This is a genomic window from Ruegeria sp. BC8, assembly GCF_056535705.1.
Window position 1 is genome coordinate 779,074 of sequence record NZ_JBQFIV010000001.1, and the last position, 22,357, is coordinate 801,430.

Consider the following 22,357-nt stretch of genomic DNA (forward strand, 5'->3'; position numbering starts at 1 on the left):
GACACAGCATTCCAATGCAAAAGCCCAAAAAGAAGAGCTACAAGAAAAGGAAAAAAGGCCTTTTCTCGCGCGTTCTGGACGAAACTTGGGATGTGATCGAGGACGTGTTCGACTGAGCCCTTTCCGACACGACCCTTCACAACTGCGTCAAATGGGTTTCGCGGCGCGTCAAAAGTTGCATCTTATAGCGTCTGTAAACCACAACCCGTGAAATCTGATGCTATCCCGACGATCCGTACTTGCCGGTCTTACCTTTTCAATCGCTTGTCCGCTGACATTGCGGGCGCAGACCGCCCCGGTATTCTACTCCGCAAAAGGTGCGGCCATTACCGGTTATGACGCGGTCAGCTATTTTCGAGATGGCGGCCCGGTTCAAGGGCGACCCGACATTGCGGTGATGTGGAAGGGCGCTACCTGGCGGTTTGCCTCGCAGGAGAACCGAGAGGCGTTCGAACTTAATCCGCGTGCCTACGCGCCGAGGTTCGGCGGATATTGCGCCTATGCCATGGCCTATGGCGAGCTGACCAGCACGGACCCGATGGCGTGGAAAATCGTAGGTGGCAGGCTGTATCTGACGCATTCCCTCGAGATCGAAAAGATGTGGCTGACGGACACGACCGGCTTTATCCAGAAGGCCGAGAAAAACTGGCCGGCGATCCTATACGGTTGACAGGCAGATTCCCGCTTATCCGCTCGTGTCATCACAAAAATGCGCGCAGCCCCTTTTTTTTCCTCAACTCATGCCTAAATGTCACAGTGACCGCGGAACGGAACTGCCGCGGGTCATTTCACTGTCCCTCGTTCCAACAACTGGCGCCCAAGGTATCCTTGGGCGCTTTTTTCTTTTCCAAGTCACGGCTAGGCTGCAGCCATGACCGACTATTCCGATGACTTCCTCAGATCCGTCCTGAAACGCACCAAGGTGGTTGCGGTCGTTGGCGTGTCGATGAACCCGGTGCGGCCCAGCTATTACGTCGCGCGCTACTTGTCGCTCAAGGGGTATAGGGTGATCCCGGTTAATCCCGGCCATGCCGGAGCCGATCTTTTTGGGGAAACCGTTCGGGCCTCGTTGTCCGAAATCAGTGAACCCGTTGACATGGTGGATATTTTTCGCAGGTCCGAAGCCGTTCCTCCGATCGTGGATGAAGCGCTGGCTGCATTTCCCGACCTGCGCACGATCTGGATGCAGATCGGCGTCGAAAACGCCGAGGCCGCCGCGGTGGCGCAGGCGCGCGGTGTCGATGTCGTCATGAATCGCTGCCCCAAGATCGAATATCAGCGCCTGTTCGGCGAGCTGCGCATGGGCGGGTTCGCCACCGGCATCATCTCATCAAAACTCTGACCGCTCAGTTGACCGCCACGGCGTTGAGTTCCGCAAGCTGCTCTTGCCGCCGTTTCTCCAGCACGATGTCGCGCGGGACCCAGTCATAGCGCGTGTCCTCGCGCAAAGGACTCCAAAACAGGACCCCTCCATAGCGCCATGGGTCCAGAACGACACCGTCGTACATCGAATCACCGCGTCGGCTGATTATTGCCGTGCTGTGATCGATTCGGAACGGGTTGTCGGCGTTGGCGATCGCGCGGTGCAGGGTCAGCGTGCGAAAGTTCTCCTGCTTCAAGCGCCGTTCGATGTCCTCGGCCCAGTGCCAGCAAAGCCCGCGCGGGCGCAGCCCTTTGTTGACCTTGGCGTTATGGATCAGAGGGGGGTCTGTGATCTGGTATTCCTGCGACAGTTGCGCGGTATAGGCATAGGTGACGCGGGCCGCGCGCTGGGCCTCTTTCGGGTCGACCTCGGGCCCCAGCGCCTGGATCTGGGCTGCAAGCCGCGCGACGTCGTCGCTGCGAGCGGGCGGCGCGGATGAGCATGCGCCGAGCCCCAGAATGGCCAGCGTCGTCAGTGCCCAGATCATGGGTTTGAACATGCCTGTGTCCCTCGTCGCCCCTGCGCCCGGCAGGCGCTTCGGTCAACCACTATAGGGCGTGGATGTTGTTGGTGAAAGCCGGGTCTCAGCCCCGGTCGCGTGCGGCCTTTTCGGCGATGCCGCTGGTGCCCTGCCGTCTGGCAAGCTCGGCCAGAACGTCATCCAGCGGCACGTCGCGCGCGGCCAGCATGACCAGCAGGTGATACAGCACATCGGCGGCCTCGGATGTCAGCCGGTCGCGGTCACCCTTCACGGCTTCGATGATCGCCTCCACGGCCTCTTCGCCGAACTTCTCGGCGCACTTCTCGGGACCTTTGGACAGCAGCTTGGCGGTCCAGCTTGATTCGGGGTCCGCGCCCTCGCGGGATGCGATCGTGGCGGCCAGATCGTTCAGTATGCTCATGTCAGCCTCATGGGGATACCCGCGGCGGCCATGTGTTCTTTGGCCTCGCGAATGGTGTATTCGCCGAAGTGAAAGATCGAGGCCGCAAGCACCGCGCTGGCTCCGCCTTCCGTCACGCCTTCGACCAAGTGGTCCAGATTGCCCACGCCGCCCGAGGCGATCACTGGCACGTCGACCGCGTCCGAGATGGCGCGAGTGAGGGGAATGTTGAACCCCGCCTTGGTGCCGTCGCGGTCCATCGAGGTCAGCAGAATCTCACCCGCTCCCTTGGCGACGACGGTCTTGGCGAACTCTACCGCGTCGATGCCAGTTGGCTTGCGTCCGCCATGGGTGAAGATCTCCCATTTGCCGGGGCTGACGGTTTTGGCGTCGATGGCACAGACGATGCACTGGCTGCCGAACTGGTCGGCGGCCTCGGAGATCACATCGGGGTTGGCCACGGCGGCCGAGTTGAAGCTGACCTTGTCGGCCCCCGCCAGCAATAACGCGCGCACGTCTTCCTTGGTCCGCACGCCGCCACCCACTGTCAGCGGTACGAAGCACTGCTCGGCCGTGCGCTGAACCACGTCGAACATTGTGCCGCGGTTTTCATGCGTGGCGTGGATGTCCAGAAAGCAGATCTCGTCAGCGCCGGCGGCGTCATAGGCCTTAGCCGATTCCACCGGATCGCCCGCGTCGCGCAGGCCCACGAAATTCACGCCCTTGACCACGCGGCCATCGGCGACATCCAGACAGGGAATGATGCGGGTTTTCAGCATGGTTTGTCCTTTGTTGCCGCACCTCTACCGGCAAAGCCCCGCCGATGCCAGAGTTGTGATTGTCCTGCGCCCGGAACCTCGTGAAACTGAAGCGGATTTCAGCAGGAGGTGAAAACCATGCGCAACTTGTTTTTTACAACCGCTTTCATTCTGTCCGGTGCGACTTGGGCGATGGCTGACGACATCATCAAGGTCCCGACCGACAAGTCCGTGACCGAGGCCATCGACGCGCTGCAGGCTGCTGTCGAAAATGCAGGCGCGACTGTATTTGCCCGCGTTGACCACGCGGCCGGTGCGCACAAGGTCGACATGACGATACCGCCCAATCAGGTTTTGATCTTCGGAAACCCGGCCCTGGGAACGCCCGCCATGCAGATCGACCCGCGTGCGGGATTGTTCCTTCCGCTCAAGGTGCAGGCCTATGAGGATGCCGACGGTCAGGTCTGGTTGGCCTACGAGGATCCCAAGGAAACCATGGACGAGCTTGATGCGGTGGAAAAATCCCCGGTGATCGACAAGATGCGCGGTGCGTTGAGCAAGCTGACGAGTGCCGCAGCCAACTGATCGGCGTCATACCTGAGAGGCGCGCGCGATCCGTTTCATGCAATTGCGTACGATCAGAATGTGAAAGGGCATGATCACCAACAGATAGATCCGTCCCAAACGATTGTGAGTCCGCACCCAGGTTGCCATGACTATGCGGTCTTTGTCGCGATGCACGGCGATGCGGAAGTCCAGATGGCGGTCATCGATTCCCACGATGACCTCTGTCTCATCCCTGTAGGTCACGGGAAAAATCGCGCCGGTGCCTGCGTCGGGCGAGCCATTGTCGGTGTTCAAGTACTTGCCGCCCTTCAAGCCGAATGGGGCAACGATTGCGTTCCGGATTCCCATCAGGATCTTCACCCACCCCGGCATGTTCAGACCGGTTTTCATCGCGTCAAACGGTGCAAGGTCGCTTTGGACCGAGTACCCATCAACAAAATCACCCGGAGTGAACAGCGACCACAATTCAGACTGCTCGGGCAGAACCTGTTTGCGGACCGCTTGCAATATCCTAACCCTTCAACGCCGCCAGGGCTTCGCGCAGATCCAGCGCGCCGTCATAGAGCGCGCGGCCTGAAATCGCGCCGTTCAGGTTTGCGCCGCAGTCGCGCAGGGCGATCAGGTCGTCCAGTGAACTGACCCCGCCGCTGGCGATCACCGGGATCGAGACTGCACGGGCCAGATCGGCCGTGGCTTCGACATTGGGGCCTTGCATCGCGCCGTCGCGGTTGATGTCGGTGTAGATGATCGCCGCCACGCCCGCGTCTTCGAAGCTGCGCGCCAGGTCGGTCACCATCACGTCGGTTTCCTCGGCCCAGCCCTTGGTGGCGACACGTCCGTTGCGCGCGTCGATGCCGACGGCGACCTGGCCGGGAAAGGCCTTGGCTGCCTGACGGACCAGATCGGGGTTTTCCACGGCAACCGTGCCCAGAATCACCCGGGCCAGGCCTTTGTCCAGCCAGGTCTCGATAGTGGCCATGTCGCGGATGCCGCCGCCCAACTGGGCCGGTACGTCGCAGGACTTCAGGATCGCCTCGACCGGGGCGGCGTTCACGGGTTCCCCGGCGAAAGCGCCGTTCAGGTCCACCAGATGCAGCCATTCGCAGCCGGCCTCGACAAAGGCGCGGGCCTGGGCGGCGGGATCTTCGTTGAAGACCGTGGCCTTGTCCATCTCGCCGCGCAGAAGGCGCACGGCCTGGCCGTCTTTCAGGTCGATTGCGGGATAGAGGATCATGTCGGGCGGCCTTTTCGTGACTGGTACTGGCGCGGGATATGGCACAGGCGGGGCAGGGGATGCAACGCGACGCAAAGTCAATCTTGCCCGAACGGGTGCCGGCGGTCAGACTGCCTGCAAAACAGGGAGGATACCATGAACAAACTTGCTCTGGCCGCTGCGGCTGCACTTGTCACCTTGGCCACCGGCGCGCGCGCGGATGACCCGGTCGACGGGCTTTGGAAAACCCAGCCGGGCGATACCGGCGGATATCTGCACGTCTCGATCGGGCCCTGCGGCAGCGCCGTTTGCGGCACCATCGACAGCGCCTTTGACAAGGACGGAAACCAGCAGCTGGATTACGAGAATCTTGGCAAGAAGATCATCTGGGACATGGTCGCGGATGGCGGCGGCAGCTATAGCGGCGGCAAGATCTGGGCGCCGGACCGGGACAAGACCTACAATTCCAAGATGTCGCTGGACGGTCAGAACAAGCTGACGGTCAAGGGTTGCGTCGCGGGCGGCTTGATCTGTCGCGGTCAGACCTGGACCCGCGTGCAGTAACCGGTCAGGGGGCCCAGGTCAGGAAGTTTCCGATCATCCGCAGGCCCACATCCTGGCTTTTTTCAGGGTGAAACTGCATCCCGATCATCGTGTCGCGGCCGATCACGGCCGTGACCGGCCCGCCATAGTCCACATGGGCCAGACGTTGCGCCGGGTTGGCGACGCGGAAATGGTAGGAGTGGACGAAATAGACGTGATCGCCTGAGGCGACGCCGTTGAACACCGGGTGCTCGCTCTCGATCACCAGATCGTTCCACCCCATATGCGGAACCTTCAGCGCGCGGTCTTCGGGCTCGATCCGCACCACATCTCCGGTCACCCAATTCAGGCCCGGCGTGTCGGTATATTCACGGCCCGTGGTCGCCATCAGCTGCATGCCGACGCAGATGCCTAGAAACGGGCGGCCCTTCTGCTCGACCGCTTCGACCATCGCATCATGGATGCCCTTGTGCCCGCGCAGCTCGGCCGCGCAGGCGGGAAAGGCGCCGTCGCCGGGCAGCACCAGCCGGTCGGCGCGCGCGACGACATCGGCATCCGAGGTCACGACGACCTCACCCGCGTCCAGCTCGCGCGCCATGCGTTGAAACGCCTTTTCCGCCGAGTGCAGGTTGCCGCTTTCGTAGTCGATGATCGCGGTCAGCATCTATAGCGCGCCCTTGGTGGACGGAATCGCATCCCCCTTGCGTGGGTCGGTCTCGACCGCATGACGCAGGGCGCGGGCGACGGCCTTGAACGCCGCTTCGGCGATGTGGTGGCTGTTGAAGCCGTGCAACTGGTCGATATGCAGGGTGATGCCGCCATGGGTGGCCAGCGCCTGAAAGAACTCGCGCACCAACTCGGTGTCGAAACTGCCGATCTTGGGTGTCGGCAGGTCCACGTTCCACACCAGAAACGGTCGGCCCGACAGGTCCAGCGCGCAGCGCACCTGCGCATCGTCCATCGGCAGATGGCACTCGCCATACCGCCGGATGCCTTTCTTGTCCCCCAGCGCCTGCGTCAGCGCCTGACCCAACGCGATGCCGGTGTCCTCGACCGTGTGGTGGTCGTCGATGTGATAATCGCCTTTGGCCCGGATCGTCATGTCGATCAGCGAATGCCGCGCCAGCTGGTCCAGCATGTGATCGAAGAACCCCACACCGGTCTGGTTGTCATAGGTGCCGGTGCCGTCGAGGTTGACCTCGACCGTAATCGCGGTCTCGGCGGTCTTGCGGCTGATCGAAGCTGTGCGCATTGGCGAAATCCTCTTGCTACAGGGGCGCTTATAGACGGGGATGGGCGGCCTTATCCAGCCCGATCATTGCAATCGCAGCAAACTGTTGCAGGGGATTGCGCCCGGGCGCGGGGCGTGCCAGCCTGCGCCAAACGGAAGCAACAAGGCCACGAAATGTCCACCTGCGTTTTCATCCAGATCCGCTGCAAGCCCGGCACCACCTACAAGGTGGCCGAAGAGATCGCTCTGCGCGAAATCCACTCGGAACTCTACTCCACCAGTGGTGAATATGACCTGCTGCTCAAGCTTTACATCCCCGAAACCGAGGATGTTGGCCATTTCATAAATGAACACCTTCTGGTCATTCCGAACATCGAACGGTCGTTGACAACAATGACCTTCAGGGCGTTCTAAGGCTCAGCCAAGTTCGAACGTCGTCACGCCGAACACGCGGTTCAGGTCGATATCCGGCTCGTGGTCGGAATACATGCGCGCGGTTTCAAAGACTTTTTCCAGGCCCAAAGCGTCAGCCAGTGCAAAGGCCGCCGCGTTGGGCTGTGGCATGTCGACATAGACCTCAGAACTGTGGTGATCAGCGGGAACTTCGGCCAGGACCGCAGCCAGAAGCGCCTGCGCGATGTCCGGATCGTCGGCGAACAGCGGCCCTACCTTGTAGCCATTCAGGCAGGAGCGCAGAGTTGCATACCCGGCGATGCGACCTTTCTGGATACAAACACGCGAGATGTGGCCCGGTGCGCTCAGCCACTCCGTCAGAAAGGCATCCCGATGCGCGGGGAACAGGGCACGGTCATAGATGCGAAGGTCTTCGGACAGGCCACCGAGGGGCGCAACCTCGATACTGGTCTTGGGTAGGCTGGAGAGGATGCCTGACACTGTGCCGGAGACCCGATAATTGTTGTAGGCGAAGACAAAGCCCGACTTGCGGTAGTTGTCCTGTTGTTCGACCACCCCGTCCAAACCCATGTTTCGCCCCGTACAATGCGCCAGGGCGTGCTGGGCGATTTCCAGACCATGACCGGATCCGCGAAACTCGGGCCGCACGATATAGAAACCCAGAAACGAAAACGCGTCGTCGTAGTTCACGGCTGAAACCGAGGCGATCATCGCGCCGTCGAGAAACCCGCCCAGAAATCCGTCGGGGTCGGTCGAGCGAAAACAGATTGCGTCCTCATGACCCGGATTCCAACCCTCGCGTCCGGCCCAATCCACTGCGTGGCGCAGTTCTTCGGCGGTCAGTGTGCGAATTTGGTAGTCTGACATCGGGGCATCCATTTGACTGCTGCATGTCAGAACAGAATGGCGCAGGACCGACCGATCCGCCAGTGCTTGTTGTGGGAAGGTGGATATCTGGAGCGGGCGATGAGATTCGAACTCACGACCCTAACCTTGGCAAGGTTATGCTCTACCCCTGAGCTACGCCCGCAATCAGATATCTTGTGCGACCTTTCGGTCCTCGTTGGAGCGGGCGATGAGATTCGAACTCACGACCCTAACCTTGGCAAGGTTATGCTCTACCCCTGAGCTACGCCCGCGCCGTCGAGTGAGGCGTGAACTATAAATTCTGGCGGAAAGCTGCAAGAGGAAAAACGCACTTGGCCGGAAAAAAATTTGCGACGGAAAAGGTGTGCTGAGCCGTTGAAACCTACAGCCACGGATATTGACAACGGTGGAGACGGAGGGATGAACAAGGTTGAGAACATAAAACTGACTGCGTTGGTCGGAGCCATGCTTCTGAGCCTCTTTGCAGGTCCGTTGAGAAACGAGCAAGCCTATGAAGTTAATGATATTTTCAAACTGCCGCCCGAGGTCAATTCTCTCGAACTGAGTGGATAACAGCGGTTTCGTTCGAAGGCCAAATTTTGCCGTATTCGATAACTAGTATATGCATAATGCGAAATTTCTGCTCAAACTTGTGCCGGTTGGCGCAAGTATTTGGATACCTAAGAGGGGATTGGCATGCACTGGTTTATTTCTATGTCACGGGTTGTGGCGACATCTTTGTTGCTGACCGGGGCAGTTAGCTTCGTTGCGGTGTTGGCTACGCCAGATATCGCCATAGCCAAGAACGGGAATGGCAATGGCAATGGCAATGGTGGCGGAAATGGTAACGGTGGTGGAAACGGAAATAGTAACGGTGGCGGCAACGGAAATGGCAAAAGCGCCGAAAAATCCAGTGCCAGCCTCGGAGGATCTGCGCGCAGCACGAAGGGTGGGTCCGGCCAGGGCAAGGGTTTTCTCGCCGGTCTCGGTCTCGCTAAACCAAAGGCACAACGAAAGAACACCAAAACTACATCACGGACCAAAGGGCAGAACGGTTTTGCAGCCAAACTCGACGAATTCTTCACTGGAAAAAAGAAAGTCGAGAAGCCGATCCGTAAAGCGCGGGTAGCGGCGGCAGTTGTCGAGGAGCCGTATGTCAAACCAATCAAGCACGGCAAAATCGCGTCCGAGCTCAAGGGCTTGAATGCCGCGCACGCCAGCCAGACTGCCCTGATGAATGCGGCCCCGAACAGCATGCCGGGCAAGCTCTACAGCTATCAGCAGAGTATACTTGGTTTCTCTGGCGCGACAGAGGAGCTTGAAATGCGCGAACAGGAATTGTCCGAACTGGAAGGTCTGACCGAAGCGGAGATCGAGGACCAATTTGCGCCAACTGAAGAAGAAGCAGCCGAGGGCATCACCGCACAGGACAAATACGAGGATGCCGTGGCCGAAGCGGAGCAGGCTGTGACCGAAGCCGAAGAAGCCTTGGCAGGGGCGGATGATCCGCAGGAAGCACTTGATACCTTGACCGGTGGCCGTGACTTGTCCGATCCGGCTCTTCATGAACTGCACGATTTGTTGGGCTTGCCAGCGCCAATCGAGGAAGAGGTTTCGATTGACAGCACGCCGGAACAGTTGCCGCAACAGCCTGTCGCGGAGTCCAGCGACGGTTGAACTAGCCCGCTCGGATGAAAAAAGGCGCGCCTGATGGCGCGCCTTTCTGTGTTTTAACGGTTTTATTCCAACTCGACCAAAAGATCCTTGGCGTCGATCTGGCCGCCGGGCTGGACATGCACCGCCTTCACGGTTGCGTCGCGTTCGGCATGGATGCCGGTTTCCATTTTCATGGCTTCGATCGTCAGCAGAAGGTCGCCTTCTTTGACCTCCTGCCCGGCGGTGACGGCGACAGTCGAAACCACGCCCGGCATTGGCGCGCCGACATGGTTGGCCTTTCCGACCTCGGCCTTAGGGCGCTGGGCGGTCGAAGCTTGCACAAGGCGGTTGGGAACGCGGATGACGCGCGGTTGGCCATTGAGTTCAAAGAACACTTTGACCTCGCCATTCTCGTCCGTCTCCCCAATAGCCTGGCAGCGGATTTCCAGCGTTTTGCCCGGGTCGATCTCGGCCGAGATCTCCTCTCCCGGCTCCATTCCGTAAAAGAAGGTGCGGGTGGGCAGGGTGCGTACCGGGCCATAGATGCGGTGACGGCCCATGTAGTCCAGGAACACCTTGGGATACATCAGGTATCCGTTCAGGTCCTCGTCATCGACCTCCATGCCTTCCAGCTGTTTCGAGAGCTCCGCGCGGGTGGCCTCCAAATCAACCGGAGGCACGTCTTTGCCCGGCCGTTCGGTGTTCGGCTTTTCGCCTTTCAACACCTTGGTCAAGATCGTTTCGGGGAAACCGCCCGGAGGCTGGCCCAGATTGCCGCGCATCATGTCGATGACTGAATCGGGGAAGGCCACGTCGGTCGAGGGATCCTCGACCTGCTCGCGGGTCAGGCCCTGACTGACCATCATCAGCGCCATGTCACCCACAACTTTCGAGGACGGTGTCACCTTGACGATGTCACCGAACATCTGGTTCACGTCCGCATACATCTGCGCGACTTCGTGCCAGCGTTCCTCCAGCCCCATCGAGCGCGCCTGCGCCTTGAGGTTGGTGAACTGGCCGCCCGGCATTTCGTGCAGATAGACCTCGGAGGCGGGGGCCTGCAGCCCGGATTCGAAGGCCGCGTATTGGCCGCGCACCGCCTCGAAGTAGTCGCTGATTTCGCGGATCGCCTTCACGTCCAACCCGGTGTCGCGGTCGGTGTGGCGCAGGGCCTCGACCACGGTGCCCAGCGTCGCCTGGCTGGTGTTGCCCGAGAAGCTGTCCATCGCGCAATCCACCACGTCCACGCCCGCCTCGCTGGCAGCCAGGATGGTGGCGCTGGCGATGCCGGCGGTGTCGTGGGTGTGGAAATGGATCGGCAGGCCGACCTCTTCCTTCAGTGCGCGGATCAGCACCCGCGCGGCGGCGGGTTTCAGCAGGCCGGCCATGTCCTTGAGGCCCAGAACATGGGCGCCGGCGTCGCGCAGTTCCTTGGCCATGCCGACATAGTATTTCAGATCATACTTGGCGCGGTTCGGGTCTAGGATGTCGCCGGTATAGCAGACGGTGCCTTCACAGATCTTGCCGTTCTCGATGACCGCATCCATCGCCACGCGCATGTTCTCGACCCAGTTCAGCGAGTCGAAGACGCGGAACACGTCGATGTTCTGCGCGGCCTGGCGCACGAATTCCTGCACTACGTTGTCGGGATAGTTGGTATAGCCTACCCCATTGGCACCGCGCAGCAGCATCTGGGTCATCAGGTTGGGCATGGCCTCGCGCAGGTCGCGCAGACGCTGCCAGGGGCATTCCTGCAGGAAACGATAGGCCACGTCGAAGGTCGCCCCGCCCCAGCACTCGACGCTGAACAGCTGCGGCAGGTTCGCCGCATAGCTGGGCGCCACGCGGATCATGTCGATCGAGCGCATCCGGGTCGCCAGCAGCGACTGGTGCCCGTCGCGCATGGTGGTGTCGGTGATCAGCAACTGACGCTGGGCCTTCATCCAGTCGGCCACGGCTTGCGGGCCTTTCTGTTCCAGCAGGTTGCGCGTGCCCATCAACGGTTCGGCCTTGGGCGCCGGGGGCTTGGGTTCTTTCAGGTCGGCACGCGGGCGCGGGCGATCCTTGGTCTCGGGGTGCCCGTTGACCGTGATGTCGGCGATATAGGTCAGAACCTTGGTGCCCCGGTCGCGGCGCTTCTTGAACTGGAACAGCTCGGGCGTCTCGTCGATGAACTTGGTGGTGTATTCATTCGACAGGAAGGTCGGATGCTTCAGCAGGTTCTCGACGAAGGCGATGTTGGTGGAAACGCCGCGCACGCGGAACTCGCGCAGGGCGCGGTCCATCCGGGCAATCGCCTTCTCCGGCGTCGGCGCCCAGGCGGTGACCTTGGTCAGCAGCGAGTCGTAATACCGCGTGATCACCCCGCCGGCATAGGCCGTGCCGCCATCCAGCCGGATGCCCATGCCCGTGGCCGAGCGATAGGCCGTGATGCGCCCATAGTCGGGGATGAAGTTGTTAAGCGGGTCTTCGGTGGTCACGCGGGTCTGCAGCGCGTGGCCGTTCAGGCGGATTTCGTCCTGGCTGGCCTTGCCGGTGGCCTCGGCCAGGGTCTTGCCCTCGGCGATCAGGATCTGCGCCTGCACGATGTCGATGCCGGTGACCTCTTCGGTCACGGTGTGTTCGACCTGGACGCGCGGGTTCACCTCGATGAAATAGAACTTGCCGGTCTCCATATCCATCAGGAATTCGACCGTGCCGGCGCATTCGTAACTCACATGCGCGCAGATGCGGCGGCCCAGATCGCAGATCTCGGCACGTTGCTCTTCGGTCAAATAGGGGGCAGGGGCGCGTTCCACGACTTTCTGATTGCGGCGCTGAACCGAGCAGTCGCGTTCAAACAGGTGATAGATCTGCCCGTGCTTGTCGCCCAGGATCTGCACCTCGACATGGCGGGCGCGGGTGATCATCTTTTCCAGATAGCCCTCACCATTGCCGAATGCGGCCTCGGCCTCGCGGCGGCCTTCCAGAACCTTCTCTTCCAATTCGTCTTCGGAATAGATCGGGCGCATCCCGCGGCCGCCGCCGCCCCACGACGCCTTGAGCATCAGCGGATAGCCGATCTCGGCCGCTTCCTTGCGGATCGCGTCCATGTCGTCGCCCAGCACCTCGGTCGCCGGGATCACCGGCACACCGGCGGCAATCGCCACCTTGCGGGCGCTGGCCTTGTCACCCAGGGCGCGCATAGTTTCGGCCTTGGGGCCGATGAAAGTGATGCCGTTCTGCACGCAGGCATCCACGAAATCGGGGTTTTCCGACAGCAGGCCATAGCCCGGGTGGATGGCGTCGGCGCCGCTTTCCTTGGCGACACGGATGATCTCGTCGATCGACAGATAGGCCGCGACCGGGCCCAGACCCTCGCCGATGCGATACGCCTCGTCCGCCTTGAACCGGTGCAGGCCCAGCTTGTCCTCCTCGGCATAGACGGCAACGGTGCGTTTGCCCATCTCGTTCGCGGCGCGCATCACGCGAATGGCAATCTCACCCCTGTTGGCGATCAGGATTTTCTTGAAGTCAGTCATGGCAAGTCCCGGTCTTTTGCATTTGGCCGTGTTAATAGACCGAGATTACGCGCAGATATATCTGTAGTTCTGGGTAGAACCGGCATGTTATCGCTCGCAAACGCCGCCTATTGCGGCGTTTTATGGCACATGCTGCATCGCGGCATCAATGTTTGCGTTAACATCCGGCAGATCTTTTAGCGTTGCGGCACCCAATTGTCCCATATTTGCAAGCATGTCCTGCCGCAGAATGTCGATGACATGGGCCGGGCCGCGCGCGCCCAATGCTGCAATGCCATAGAGGAACGCTCGCCCTAACATGACCAGATCGGCGCCCAGCGCGCGCGCCCGCAGGATGTCCAGCCCGCCCGAAACGCCACTGTCGAAGATCAGCGGCAGGTCGGTCGCGGCGCGGATGGCGGGCAGCATGTCGATGCTGGCCGGCGCGCCATCGAACTGACGGCCCCCGTGATTCGACACCCACAGAGCGTCGATCCCGGCCTGTTTCAACCGCTCGGCATCCTCGGGGCGCAGCACGCCCTTTATGATGAACGGACCTTGCCAGTGGTCGCGCAGCCACGTGACGTAATCCATGCCCGGAGAGGTCCTGAGCAGGTATCCGATATGCGCCGTGGGAGGCAGGTTGGCGGTGCCATCGATATATTTGTCCAGCGTGCGCATCCGTGGCTTGCCGTGACGCGCCATGCCCCAGGCCCAGGCCGGACGGGCGGCGATCTGCGCCAGCAGGCGCGGCGTCAGGCGCGGCGGATGGGTCAGGCCCGAGCGGGTCTGCCGTTCCCGGCGCGAGGCCACGGGCACATCGACGGTCAGCACCAGCGTCCCGAACCCGGCGGACCGGGCGCGGGACAGCAAGTCGGCGCGAATGTCGGGGTCTTTGGGCGGGTACAGCTGGAACCAGGCGTCGGGTCCGATATGCGGGGCCATGTCCTCGGGGCATTGGCTGGCGACGGTGGACAGAACATACGGAATGCCCGCCTGCGCGGCGGCGCGCGCCATCAGCGCTTCGGCCCCTGGCCAGACCAGTCCGCACATCCCGATCGGGGCCATGCCGAAGGGCAGCGGATGGTCGCGCCCCAGAAAGCGGGTGCTGGTGTCGAATTCCAGCGGGCCTTTCAGGATGGCGGGCAGAAACCCGATGCGGTCCAGCGCCGCCCGGTTGCGTTTCAGCGTGGTCTCGGCCCCGGTGCCGCTGTCGACATAATCCCAGACAAAACGCGGCAGCCGACGGCGTGCGCGGCGCTTCAGATCCTCGATGCCCGGATAGGTGCTGTGCAGGTCCATGCAGATTGATCCGACCTGCCGCGCGATTCGGCAAGGGTTTCAGTCGGATGCAGCCCGCACCTGACGGCTCAACCAGCGCTACGAAAGAAATTCGCAAAACCGTGCGAACAAGCCGTGAACAAACCCTTTCCCTTGGCGCGCTTCCGGCTTAGTTTGGGCGCATGAGCAGTTTCGATGAAAATGACGCCTTCGAAGGCGCCTCGCTGTCGGCCCGCGCCATGGCCGCGCTTCGGCCCGAGGCGGACTACTTGAATGAATTGAACCCGGCGCAGCGGGAAGCGGTCGAGCTGTTGGATGGCCCGATCCTGATGCTGGCCGGGGCGGGCACCGGCAAGACCAAGGCCCTGACCACCCGCATTGCGCATCTGCTGAACACCGGGCGGGCCCGCCCGAACGAGATCCTCGCCGTGACCTTCACCAACAAGGCCGCGCGCGAGATGAAGGAACGGGTCGGCCGCCTGCTGGGCCAGCCCGCCGAGGGGATGCCGTGGCTGGGCACCTTCCACTCGATCTGCGTCAAGCTGCTGCGCCGCCATGCGGAACTGGCGGGGCTGAAGTCGAACTTCACCATTCTGGATACCGACGACCAGTTGCGATTGCTCAAGCAGTTGGTGCAGGCCGCCAATATCGACGACAAGCGCTGGCCTGCGCGGATGCTGGCCGGCATCATCGACGACTGGAAGAACCGCGCCCTGACGCCCGACAAGGTGCCCACCGCCGATGCCGGGGCCTACAACAACAAGGGCGCCGAGCTTTACGCTCAATACCAGACCCGCCTGCGCGAGCTGAACGCGGTGGATTTCGGCGACCTGCTGTTGCACATGGTCACCATCTTCCAGACCCACCCGGACGTGCTGGAGCAATACCAGCGCTGGTTCCGCTACATCCTTGTGGACGAATACCAGGACACCAACATCGCCCAATACCTGTGGCTGCGGCTGCTGGCGGGTGGGCACAAGAACATCTGCTGCGTGGGGGACGACGACCAGTCGATCTATGGCTGGCGCGGGGCCGAGGTGGGCAACATCCTGCGTTTTGAAAAAGACTTTCCCGGCGCCCATGTGGTGCGGCTGGAGCAGAACTACCGCTCGACCCCGCACATCCTCGCCGCCGCCTCGAACGTGATCCGTGGCAATGAAAGCCGTCTGGGAAAGGAGTTGTGGACCGACAAGCCCGGGGGCGAAAAGGTCCGCCTGATCGGCCACTGGGATGGTGAGGAGGAGGCCCGCTGGATCGGCGAGGAGATCGACGCCATGCAGGGCGGCACCCGCGGCGTGCGGCCGATGAACCTGGACGAAATCGCCATCTTGGTGCGCGCCAGCCACCAGATGCGCGCCTTCGAGGATCGGTTCCTGACCATCGGTCTGCCCTACAAGGTGATCGGCGGCCCTCGATTCTATGAACGTATGGAGATCCGCGATGCCATGGCCTATTTCCGGTTGGTGGTCAGCCCCGAGGATGATCTGGCCTTCGAGCGGATCGTGAACACCCCCAAGCGCGGCCTTGGAGACAAGGCGCAGCAGACGATCCAGCGCACCGCGCGCGAACATGGTGTGTCGCTGGTTCAGGGCGCGCGGATCGCTGTGGAGCAAGGGCTGATCAAGGGCAAGGGCGGCGCAGCTCTGCGCGAACTGGTCGAAGGGCTGGCGCGCTGGAACGCGATGACCCGCGGCCCGCGGATCGAGATCGAGGATGATGCGGTCATCGACGACGGAACCGCGCCCGTGCGCTATGGCCCGCCCGAGGTGTCGCATATCGAACTGGCGCAGATCGTGCTGGACGAATCCGGCTATACCGCCCACTGGCAGAACGACAAGACGCCCGAGGCGCCGGGCCGTCTGGAAAACCTCAAGGAACTGGTGAACCAACTGGACAATTTCGAGAACCTGCAAGGGTTCCTGGAGCATGTCAGCCTGGTGATGGACAACGAACAGGACAGCGGCGGGCCCAAGGTATCGATCATGACCCTGCACGCGGCCAAGGGGCTGGAGTTTCCGGCCGTGTTCCTGCCGGGGTGGGAGGACGGTCTGTTCCCGTCGCAACGGTCGATGGACGAAACCGGCCTCAAGGGGCTCGAGGAAGAACGGCGGCTGGCCTATGTGGGCATCACCCGCGCCGAGGAGGTCTGCACCATTTCATGGGCAGACAGTCGAGTTATTTTCGGGCGGCGAGAGCATCAGTACAAGTCGAGATTCATTGACGAACTCAAAGGAGGATTCGGCGTTGAATCTGGTGAGCATTTTGAAGACTTGACGGCGCCTAGCCTTCATAGCGGATATGGGTCAAATAATCTTGAAACCCGCGCGGCTAAGGCGAATGTCTACAATTCGCCCGGTTGGCGTCGGTTGCAGGCAAGGCAGGGGCAGTATGGAACCTCGCAGCCGCGTGAATCCCGCAACACCGTGATCGACGCGACCGCCGTGGCCAGCTTTACCCTGGGCGAGCGGGTGTTCCACCAGAAGTTCGGCTATGGCGGCGTGGTCGGGATCGAGGGGGACAAGGTCGAGGTCGAGTTCGACAAGGCCGGAACCAAGAAGGTCGTCGCACAGTATCTATCCGCAAAAGACGACGTGCCGTTCTAATCCTGTTGAATGTGCCTGCCGGCACATGCTCGATTTGCTGATTGGCGCCCGGTCTTGCCCGTGGCGCCTTTTTCATGCCGAATGAAAAAAACGGCGGTTCCCAGGGAGGAGTAGGGAACCGCCGTTCTTGTCAACATCAGAGCAGGGAGGAGGAGAGCCCCGATGTATCCGAACCCGGGTTTTCCCCGGTATCTGAAGCGCGCGGTGACACCAGGGAGGAGGAAGGGTGCCACCGCGCTCTTTTCACATCGGGAAGGGAGGAGGAGAACCCGATGTATCCGAACCCGGGTTTTCCCCGGTATCTGAAGCGCGCGGTGACACCAGGGAGGAGGAAGGGTGCCACCGCGCTCTTTTCACATCGGGAAGGGAGGAGGAGAACCCGATGTATGCGTTTCCGGGTCTGGCCCGGTATTTGAAGGGCGCGGTGGCATCAGGGAGGAGGAAGATGCCACCGCGCGCTTTCAACATCAGAGCAGGGAGGAGGAGAGCCCCGATGTATCAGCATCCGGCAGGTTGAGGCCGGTATAGGGTGCGGCAACATCAGGGAGGAGGAGAGATGCTGCCGCTGAAATACAGGTCCTATGGGAGGAGGAGTGGACCTGATCTCGGTGTTTCGTGGCGCTTAGCGCGCGAATTGTTCTTCGGCGGCCTGCATGGCCAGGCGACGGATCATCGAACGGTGCAGGCCCAGATCGGCCAGCTCGCGGTCCGACAGTTCTGACAGTTCGTTCACCGTCTGGCGGTACACGCGATAACGTGCGATACGGGTCTTCATGGTTTCGATCAGAGAGGCGAAACCAAATGTCGATGCGCTCTTGTGTGCGCTGTTGGTGCTTGCGACTGCCATGTTCGTTACCCAATCATCTGTCGTTTCCGCCGCGATGTTCCGGCGCTTGCTTGAGACTGAAGATAGGAAAATGCTGCGATTGCACAATACCGGACAGGATCAATGCTGCTATGCAGCAAGTGCATAGATTGACTGCCGGAATCCAGGCACCCGAAAATATGCCTTTAAAATATGGATATTTTCGTTAGCGCGAACTGCGGGGCATTGCTCGGGTCTGGCTGCCGCCCATCATTTTGATGAAAATTTGCGCGCGTAAACGTGGAATTTGTGCGGTTCAGGATTGCGCGATTTTTGTGCGTCTGGGTCAACTCCCGATTTGGGTGGGGTCATGGGACTTTGTGGGACTGGCGGGAATTGGTGGGAAATCCGGGGCGGTCTCTCTCGGGTTCGGCCTGGATCGCAGGGTGATTCGGCGCCATTTGGTCGAAAAAGTGAGGGGTGTTGGGTGGAATCAGGGTCATCATGCAAGAAATGTGGGAAATCGTGGGAAAATTTTGGCCGCGCTGAATCTGTCTATATGTTGTGTTTGAATATTGTGCGGCGTCTATCTGTGGTCATTTTTCATGTTTGCGTAAGAATTTCCACTGCTGTAGTTTTCCAAAGCTAATCTTCTTGGAAAAAAATCTCATTGATTTCCATGAATTCCCATGGCATCCCTTATTCATCCGATGAGGACGAGGCACATGGGGCGCCAAACGACCCCGAACCAAAAATAAACAGGTTTCATACAGGCATCTCGCTTTCATCACTCAAGAGATCCGGCGCGCGGGCGAGCAGACATCCCCCCAGGTGGCGCGCGCAGCTGGACATCCCGCACAGCGGGTCAATGCGGCGGGTTGATCAGTGGCAGCAGATCAACCCGCCGTTTTTCATCCGGGGGAAGACGTAGGTGGGGCGCAAGCGAAAGGGACAGTCGTCTTGGCGCGCAGGTTTAGAGGTGAAAGCCACCACAAGGTGGACGCGAAGGGCAGGGTGTCGATCCCGGCTTCGTTTCGCCGTGTGCTCGAGGCCTCGGACCCCAACTGGCAGCCCGGTGACAATCCTGAACTGGTGATCGTTTACGGTGACCACCGCCGCAAATACCTTGAATGCTATACTATGGAGGCGATCGACGAGGTCGACGCCAAGATCGACGCGCTGCCGCGCGGCTCGATGCAGCGCAAGATGTTGCAGCGCCTGTTCCACGGGCAGTCTTTCCCGACCAATGTCGATGAAACGGGTCGCCTGGTGTTGCCGGCCAAGCTGCGCAACAAGATCGGGCTGGAGGGCGAGGCGTTCTTTATCGCCGCGGGCGACACGTTCCAGATCTGGAAGCCCGAGACATACGAGGCCGAGGAACTGGCCGCCACCGAAGACTGGTTGGACGAACTGCCCGAGGATTTCGATCCGATGCAGTTCCTTGACGGCATCGAAGGTGCGTGACGGCATGGCCGGCGCGGATCACACTTCATCTGACAAACCCCATATTCCCGTTCTGCTGCGCCCGTTGCTGGACGCGGTTCATCCGGTATCCGGCACCTGGCTGGATGGTACCTTTGGTGCGGGCGGCTATACCCGGGGTTTGCTTGAGGCTGGCGCCGACAAGGTAATCGGCGTCGATCGCGATCCATTGGCCTTTGAAATGGCGGCGGATTGGGCAGCCGAATATGGCGACCGGCTGGCGATGCAACCGGGTGTTTTCTCGCGCATGGATGAATATGCCAACGACCTTGATGGCGTGGTGCTGGACCTTGGTGTCTCGTCCATGCAGCTGGACCAGGCCGAGCGCGGCTTTTCCTTCATGAAGGACGGCCCGCTGGACATGCGCATGAGCCAGGAGGGCGAAAGCGCAGCTGATCTGGTCAACACCGCGACCGAGGAGCAATTGGCCGACATCCTGTTCCACTACGGTGAGGAACGGGCAAGCCGCCGCATCGCGCGCGCCATCGTCAAGGCCCGCACCGAGTCGCCCATCACCACCACCCTGCGTCTGGCCGAGATCGTCGAATCCTGCCTGCCCCGCGCCAAGCCCGGCCAGTCCCATCCGGCCACGCGGTCGTTCCAGGCGCTGCGCATTGCGGTGAACGCCGAATACGAGGAATTGTTCATGGGCCTGATGGCCGCCGAGCGCGCGTTGAAGCCGGGTGGACAGCTGGCGGTGGTCACTTTCCACTCGGTCGAGGACCGGATGGTCAAACGCTTTTTCCAGTCGCGCGCTGGCAAGACCGGCCGTGCCAACCGCTATGCGCCCGAAATCCAGCAGGATCAGCCGCAATTCACATTGAAGACCCGCAAGGCCATCGGCCCCGACCCGCAGGAGTTGCAGGACAACCCACGCGCGCGCTCGGCCAAGTTGCGGGTTGCTGTTCGTACCGATGCTCCGGCGGGGGAAATTGATGCCCGCGCCATCGGCATGCCCATGATCGGGGGTAAGGCAAGATGAAGAGTATTCTGTTTGTATTGACCGCCTTGGGTGTTTTCGGCCTGGCCTTGTGGGCCTATCAGGAAAACTACCGCACCCAGCAGGTACTGAAGGAAACCCAATCCCTGCAGCACCAGATCGGCGCGGCGCAGGCCCGGCTGGCTGTATTGCAGGCCGAATGGGCCTATCTGAACCGCCCGGACCGACTGCGTGAACTGGCCGACCTGAATTTCGAGCGTCTTGCCCTGCTGCCGCTGCGCGCCGAGCAGTTCGGACGTGCCGACCAGATCGCCTATGCCGAGGATCCCGACCTGCCCATCGCCGACCCGATCGAATTGCAGGGGATCACCGACACCCAGGCCCTGGGCGAGGTGCAGATCCCATGACGCGCACACCGCTCCGCCCGCTTGCCCGCATCCTCGAGGCCCGCGCCCGCGGGGAAAACCCCAAGGTGATCGAACGCGAGAATATCCGCCGCCGCCACGAAGAGATGAAGGACCGCGCCCGCGCCCGCGCCGAGGGGCGGTTGCTGGTGCTCAGCGCGTTTTTCTTTGCGGCATTTGCCATTGTCGGGTTCCGGATGGGCGCTTTGGCAACTTCGGAGGCGCAAGAGCCGCTGGCGAGCGCCCCGGGCGCGTCGATTGCCATGCAGCGGGCGAATATCGTGGACCGCGAAGGCCGAATCCTTGCGACTAACCTTGATACCTACTCCGTCTATGCCCAGCCTCCGCTGATGATCGACCCGATCGCGGCCGCGGAAAAGCTGGTGGCGATCTTCCCGGATCTGGACAAAGAGCGGTTGGTCAAGGACTTCACCGGCAAGCGTAAATTCCTGTGGATCAAGAAACGCATCTCGCCCGAGCAGAAACAGGCGGTGCACGACATTGGCGATCCGGGCATCCTGTTCGGTCCGCGCGAGATGCGGCTTTATCCCAATGGCCGGCTGGCCGCGCATATCCTTGGCGGGTCAGGCTTTGGGCGCGAAGGCGTCTCGGCTGCCGAGGTGATCGGTGTGGCCGGGGTGGAAAAACAGTTCGATGACTATCTGCGCGACCCGGCCAACGGAACCAAGCCGCTGCAGCTGTCGCTGGACCTGACCGTTCAGGCGGCGGTCGAGCAGGTGTTGGACGGCGGCATGAAGATCATGAACGCCAAGGGCGCCTCGGCGGTGTTGATGAACGCCCATACCGGCGAAGTGATTGCTGCCGCCTCGTTGCCCTCGTTCGACCCGAACGACCGTCCGCGCCCGCCGACCTCGGGCTTTGACCCCTCGGACAGCCCTCTGTTCAACCGCTATGTGCAGGGCGTGTACGAATTGGGGTCGATCTTCAAGATCTTCACTGCCGCGCAAGCGGTCGATCTGGGGCTGGTGAATGCAGACACGATCATCGACACCTCGGGCCCGATGAAGATCGGGCGTTTCCCGATCGGCGAATTCAACGGCAAGAATTACGGCAAGATCAGCGTGGCCGATGTGATTGTGCACAGCTCGAACCGCGGCACGGGGCGGTTGGCGCTGCAGATCGGCGCCGAGCGCCAGCAACAGTTCCTGGACGCGCTGGGCATGTTCGACCCCACCCCGTTCGAGATCGTCGAGGCCAAGGGCGGGGTGCCGCTCAAGCCCAAGAAGTGGGGCGAATTGAGCACCGTCACCATTTCCTACGGCCACGGCCTGTCGACCAGCCCGATGCATCTGGCGGCGGGCTATGCGGCCATCGCCAATGGCGGGCATTATGTCAGCCCCACGATCTTGCGCCGCAACGGGCCGCAATACGGGCCGCGAGTGATGTCAGAAAACGCGGCCAAACAATCGCTGATGATGCTTCGCAAAGTGGTGACGGACGGAACCGCCAGCTTTGGTGACGTTCCGGGCTATGCCGTGGCCGGTAAAACCGGCACCGCCGACAAGCCCAAGCCGCGCGGCGGGTACTATGATGACAAGGTGATCGCCACCTTCGCTTCGGTCTTTCCGGCCTACGATCCGAAATATGTTCTGATCGTTGCGCTGGACGAACCGTCGATCCTGGCCTACGGCGAAAAGCGCCGCACGGCAGGCTGGACGGCGGTACCCGTGGCGGCCGAGTTGATCGGCCGCATCGCGCCGCTGCTGGGCTTGCGTCCGCGGCTTGAGCCTGAGGATCGCGCTGCTATAACGCTGACCTCGAATTAGGC

The 22,357-nt window shown here is 61.4% G+C and carries 23 protein-coding genes and 2 tRNA genes; 12 read left to right on the forward strand and 13 right to left on the reverse strand.

All coding sequences use genetic code 11. The annotated features are described in order from the left end of the window. Positions 1-277: 277 nt before the first annotated feature. Positions 278-670, forward strand: a complete 393-nt coding sequence (locus ACR3EK_RS04105; protein ID WP_244952320.1) for a YHS domain-containing (seleno)protein — start codon at positions 278-280, stop codon at positions 668-670. Between the two features lie 201 nt (positions 671-871). Then, a complete protein-coding gene (locus tag ACR3EK_RS04110) occupies positions 872-1,342 on the forward strand; it encodes a CoA-binding protein (protein WP_093964819.1) in 471 nt (156 codons plus the stop codon). A 4-nt stretch (positions 1,343-1,346) separates the two neighbouring features. Here the strand turns inward: ACR3EK_RS04110 and ACR3EK_RS04115 are convergent, their stop codons facing one another. The 3 genes from ACR3EK_RS04115 to hisF all read right to left on the reverse strand — a co-directional run bounded on the left by ACR3EK_RS04115 (position 1,347) and on the right by hisF (position 3,083). Continuing rightward, positions 1,347-1,922, reverse strand: a complete 576-nt coding sequence (locus ACR3EK_RS04115) for a hypothetical protein (protein ID WP_254433922.1) — start codon at positions 1,920-1,922, stop codon at positions 1,347-1,349. A gap of 85 nt (positions 1,923-2,007) precedes the next feature. After that, positions 2,008-2,325, reverse strand: a complete 318-nt coding sequence (locus tag ACR3EK_RS04120; protein WP_480632746.1) for a phosphoribosyl-ATP diphosphatase — start codon at positions 2,323-2,325, stop codon at positions 2,008-2,010. Next, a complete protein-coding gene (hisF, locus tag ACR3EK_RS04125; RefSeq protein ID WP_170340861.1) occupies positions 2,322-3,083 on the reverse strand; it encodes an imidazole glycerol phosphate synthase subunit HisF in 762 nt (253 codons plus the stop codon). Before hisF ends, ACR3EK_RS04120 begins: the two co-directional genes overlap by 4 nt. A gap of 117 nt (positions 3,084-3,200) precedes the next feature. On the opposite strand from hisF, the gene ACR3EK_RS04130 reads away from it, so the two are divergent. Then, positions 3,201-3,647, forward strand: a complete 447-nt coding sequence (locus ACR3EK_RS04130; protein ID WP_480632747.1) for a DUF302 domain-containing protein — start codon at positions 3,201-3,203, stop codon at positions 3,645-3,647. A 6-nt stretch (positions 3,648-3,653) separates the two neighbouring features. Here ACR3EK_RS04130 and ACR3EK_RS04135 read toward each other — a convergent pair whose 3' ends face one another. Further along, positions 3,654-4,136: a DUF2867 domain-containing protein gene (locus tag ACR3EK_RS04135; protein ID WP_480632748.1), complete on the reverse strand. Its 483-nt coding sequence runs from the start codon at positions 4,134-4,136 to the stop codon at positions 3,654-3,656. Positions 4,137-4,140: 4 nt separating this feature from the next. Further along, positions 4,141-4,863, reverse strand: a complete 723-nt coding sequence (gene hisA / locus ACR3EK_RS04140; RefSeq protein ID WP_170340263.1) for a 1-(5-phosphoribosyl)-5-[(5-phosphoribosylamino)methylideneamino]imidazole-4-carboxamide isomerase — start codon at positions 4,861-4,863, stop codon at positions 4,141-4,143. A gap of 135 nt (positions 4,864-4,998) precedes the next feature. Between hisA and ACR3EK_RS04145 the strand changes: the two genes are divergently transcribed. Next, positions 4,999-5,406: a DUF2147 domain-containing protein gene (locus ACR3EK_RS04145; RefSeq protein ID WP_480632749.1), complete on the forward strand. Its 408-nt coding sequence runs from the start codon at positions 4,999-5,001 to the stop codon at positions 5,404-5,406. 4 nt (positions 5,407-5,410) lie between these two features. Here the strand turns inward: ACR3EK_RS04145 and hisH are convergent, their stop codons facing one another. Together hisH and hisB are read right to left on the reverse strand one after the other, a co-directional pair. Then, on the reverse strand, positions 5,411-6,049 hold the full coding sequence (gene hisH / locus ACR3EK_RS04150; protein WP_170525221.1) for an imidazole glycerol phosphate synthase subunit HisH: 639 nt from the start codon (positions 6,047-6,049) through the stop codon (positions 5,411-5,413). Next, complete coding sequence (hisB, locus tag ACR3EK_RS04155; RefSeq protein ID WP_170357270.1) at positions 6,050-6,637, reverse strand: imidazoleglycerol-phosphate dehydratase HisB; 588 nt, start codon at positions 6,635-6,637, stop codon at positions 6,050-6,052. A 153-nt stretch (positions 6,638-6,790) separates the two neighbouring features. On the opposite strand from hisB, the gene ACR3EK_RS04160 reads away from it, so the two are divergent. Continuing rightward, the gene (locus ACR3EK_RS04160; protein ID WP_170357271.1) at positions 6,791-7,030 is read left to right on the forward strand and encodes an Lrp/AsnC family transcriptional regulator; all 240 of its coding nucleotides are present in this window, start codon (positions 6,791-6,793) and stop codon (positions 7,028-7,030) included. A 3-nt stretch (positions 7,031-7,033) separates the two neighbouring features. On the opposite strand, the gene ACR3EK_RS04165 is transcribed toward ACR3EK_RS04160, so the two are convergent. The 3 genes from ACR3EK_RS04165 to ACR3EK_RS04175 all read right to left on the reverse strand — a co-directional run bounded on the left by ACR3EK_RS04165 (position 7,034) and on the right by ACR3EK_RS04175 (position 8,169). Further along, a complete protein-coding gene (locus ACR3EK_RS04165; protein ID WP_480632750.1) occupies positions 7,034-7,897 on the reverse strand; it encodes a GNAT family N-acetyltransferase in 864 nt (287 codons plus the stop codon). An 88-nt stretch (positions 7,898-7,985) separates the two neighbouring features. After that, positions 7,986-8,060: transfer RNA gene (locus ACR3EK_RS04170), tRNA-Gly, on the reverse strand. A gap of 34 nt (positions 8,061-8,094) precedes the next feature. Beyond that, positions 8,095-8,169, reverse strand: a tRNA-Gly gene (locus tag ACR3EK_RS04175). 148 nt (positions 8,170-8,317) lie between these two features. Here ACR3EK_RS04175 and ACR3EK_RS04180 point away from each other — a divergent pair. After that, a complete protein-coding gene (locus ACR3EK_RS04180) occupies positions 8,318-8,470 on the forward strand; it encodes a hypothetical protein (RefSeq protein WP_480632751.1) in 153 nt (50 codons plus the stop codon). Between the two features lie 123 nt (positions 8,471-8,593). Then, positions 8,594-9,574, forward strand: a complete 981-nt coding sequence (locus ACR3EK_RS04185; protein ID WP_480632752.1) for a hypothetical protein — start codon at positions 8,594-8,596, stop codon at positions 9,572-9,574. Between the two features lie 62 nt (positions 9,575-9,636). Here the strand turns inward: ACR3EK_RS04185 and ACR3EK_RS04190 are convergent, their stop codons facing one another. Further along, positions 9,637-13,074, reverse strand: a complete 3,438-nt coding sequence (locus ACR3EK_RS04190; protein WP_480632753.1) for a pyruvate carboxylase — start codon at positions 13,072-13,074, stop codon at positions 9,637-9,639. Positions 13,075-13,194: 120 nt separating this feature from the next. Next, positions 13,195-14,355, reverse strand: coding sequence for an alpha-hydroxy acid oxidase (locus ACR3EK_RS04195; RefSeq protein ID WP_480632754.1), 1,161 nt, complete (start codon positions 14,353-14,355; stop codon positions 13,195-13,197). Positions 14,356-14,516: 161 nt separating this feature from the next. On the opposite strand from ACR3EK_RS04195, the gene ACR3EK_RS04200 reads away from it, so the two are divergent. Then, a complete protein-coding gene (locus ACR3EK_RS04200) occupies positions 14,517-16,937 on the forward strand; it encodes an ATP-dependent helicase (protein ID WP_480632755.1) in 2,421 nt (806 codons plus the stop codon). A gap of 622 nt (positions 16,938-17,559) precedes the next feature. On the opposite strand, the gene ACR3EK_RS04205 is transcribed toward ACR3EK_RS04200, so the two are convergent. Then, a complete protein-coding gene (locus ACR3EK_RS04205; RefSeq protein ID WP_093964832.1) occupies positions 17,560-17,784 on the reverse strand; it encodes a DUF1127 domain-containing protein in 225 nt (74 codons plus the stop codon). Between the two features lie 954 nt (positions 17,785-18,738). Between ACR3EK_RS04205 and mraZ the strand changes: the two genes are divergently transcribed. The 4 genes from mraZ to ACR3EK_RS04225 are packed head-to-tail and all read left to right on the forward strand — an operon-like array spanning position 18,739 to position 22,355. Continuing rightward, the gene (gene mraZ, locus ACR3EK_RS04210; protein WP_254920219.1) at positions 18,739-19,206 is read left to right on the forward strand and encodes a division/cell wall cluster transcriptional repressor MraZ; all 468 of its coding nucleotides are present in this window, start codon (positions 18,739-18,741) and stop codon (positions 19,204-19,206) included. Between the two features lie 4 nt (positions 19,207-19,210). Beyond that, on the forward strand, positions 19,211-20,206 hold the full coding sequence (gene rsmH, locus ACR3EK_RS04215; protein ID WP_480634003.1) for a 16S rRNA (cytosine(1402)-N(4))-methyltransferase RsmH: 996 nt from the start codon (positions 19,211-19,213) through the stop codon (positions 20,204-20,206). Then, entirely contained in the window at positions 20,203-20,571 is a 369-nt protein-coding gene (ftsL, locus tag ACR3EK_RS04220) for a cell division protein FtsL (RefSeq protein WP_480632756.1), read from the forward strand. The genes rsmH and ftsL overlap by 4 nt, the downstream gene beginning before the upstream one ends. Next, positions 20,568-22,355: a peptidoglycan D,D-transpeptidase FtsI family protein gene (locus tag ACR3EK_RS04225; protein WP_170357278.1), complete on the forward strand. Its 1,788-nt coding sequence runs from the start codon at positions 20,568-20,570 to the stop codon at positions 22,353-22,355. Before ftsL ends, ACR3EK_RS04225 begins: the two co-directional genes overlap by 4 nt. The last annotated feature ends 2 nt before the right edge of the window (positions 22,356-22,357 follow it).

Coding starts and splice junctions, on each gene's coding strand:
- ACR3EK_RS04110 (WP_093964819.1), top strand. CDS start 872: ATGACCGACTATTCCGATGACTTCCTCAGATCCGTCCTGAAACGCACC.
- ACR3EK_RS04115 (WP_254433922.1), bottom strand. CDS start 1,922: ATGTTCAAACCCATGATCTGGGCACTGACGACGCTGGCCATTCTGGGG.
- ACR3EK_RS04120 (WP_480632746.1), bottom strand. CDS start 2,325: ATGAGCATACTGAACGATCTGGCCGCCACGATCGCATCCCGCGAGGGC.
- hisF (WP_170340861.1), bottom strand. CDS start 3,083: ATGCTGAAAACCCGCATCATTCCCTGTCTGGATGTCGCCGATGGCCGC.
- ACR3EK_RS04130 (WP_480632747.1), top strand. CDS start 3,201: ATGCGCAACTTGTTTTTTACAACCGCTTTCATTCTGTCCGGTGCGACT.
- hisA (WP_170340263.1), bottom strand. CDS start 4,863: ATGATCCTCTATCCCGCAATCGACCTGAAAGACGGCCAGGCCGTGCGC.
- ACR3EK_RS04145 (WP_480632749.1), top strand. CDS start 4,999: ATGAACAAACTTGCTCTGGCCGCTGCGGCTGCACTTGTCACCTTGGCC.
- hisH (WP_170525221.1), bottom strand. CDS start 6,049: ATGCTGACCGCGATCATCGACTACGAAAGCGGCAACCTGCACTCGGCG.
- hisB (WP_170357270.1), bottom strand. CDS start 6,637: ATGCGCACAGCTTCGATCAGCCGCAAGACCGCCGAGACCGCGATTACG.
- ACR3EK_RS04160 (WP_170357271.1), top strand. CDS start 6,791: ATGTCCACCTGCGTTTTCATCCAGATCCGCTGCAAGCCCGGCACCACC.
- ACR3EK_RS04165 (WP_480632750.1), bottom strand. CDS start 7,897: ATGTCAGACTACCAAATTCGCACACTGACCGCCGAAGAACTGCGCCAC.
- ACR3EK_RS04180 (WP_480632751.1), top strand. CDS start 8,318: ATGAACAAGGTTGAGAACATAAAACTGACTGCGTTGGTCGGAGCCATG.
- ACR3EK_RS04185 (WP_480632752.1), top strand. CDS start 8,594: ATGCACTGGTTTATTTCTATGTCACGGGTTGTGGCGACATCTTTGTTG.
- ACR3EK_RS04190 (WP_480632753.1), bottom strand. CDS start 13,074: ATGACTGACTTCAAGAAAATCCTGATCGCCAACAGGGGTGAGATTGCC.
- ACR3EK_RS04195 (WP_480632754.1), bottom strand. CDS start 14,355: ATGGACCTGCACAGCACCTATCCGGGCATCGAGGATCTGAAGCGCCGC.
- ACR3EK_RS04200 (WP_480632755.1), top strand. CDS start 14,517: ATGAGCAGTTTCGATGAAAATGACGCCTTCGAAGGCGCCTCGCTGTCG.
- ACR3EK_RS04205 (WP_093964832.1), bottom strand. CDS start 17,784: ATGGCAGTCGCAAGCACCAACAGCGCACACAAGAGCGCATCGACATTT.
- rsmH (WP_480634003.1), top strand. CDS start 19,211: ATGGCCGGCGCGGATCACACTTCATCTGACAAACCCCATATTCCCGTT.
- ftsL (WP_480632756.1), top strand. CDS start 20,203: ATGAAGAGTATTCTGTTTGTATTGACCGCCTTGGGTGTTTTCGGCCTG.
- ACR3EK_RS04225 (WP_170357278.1), top strand. CDS start 20,568: ATGACGCGCACACCGCTCCGCCCGCTTGCCCGCATCCTCGAGGCCCGC.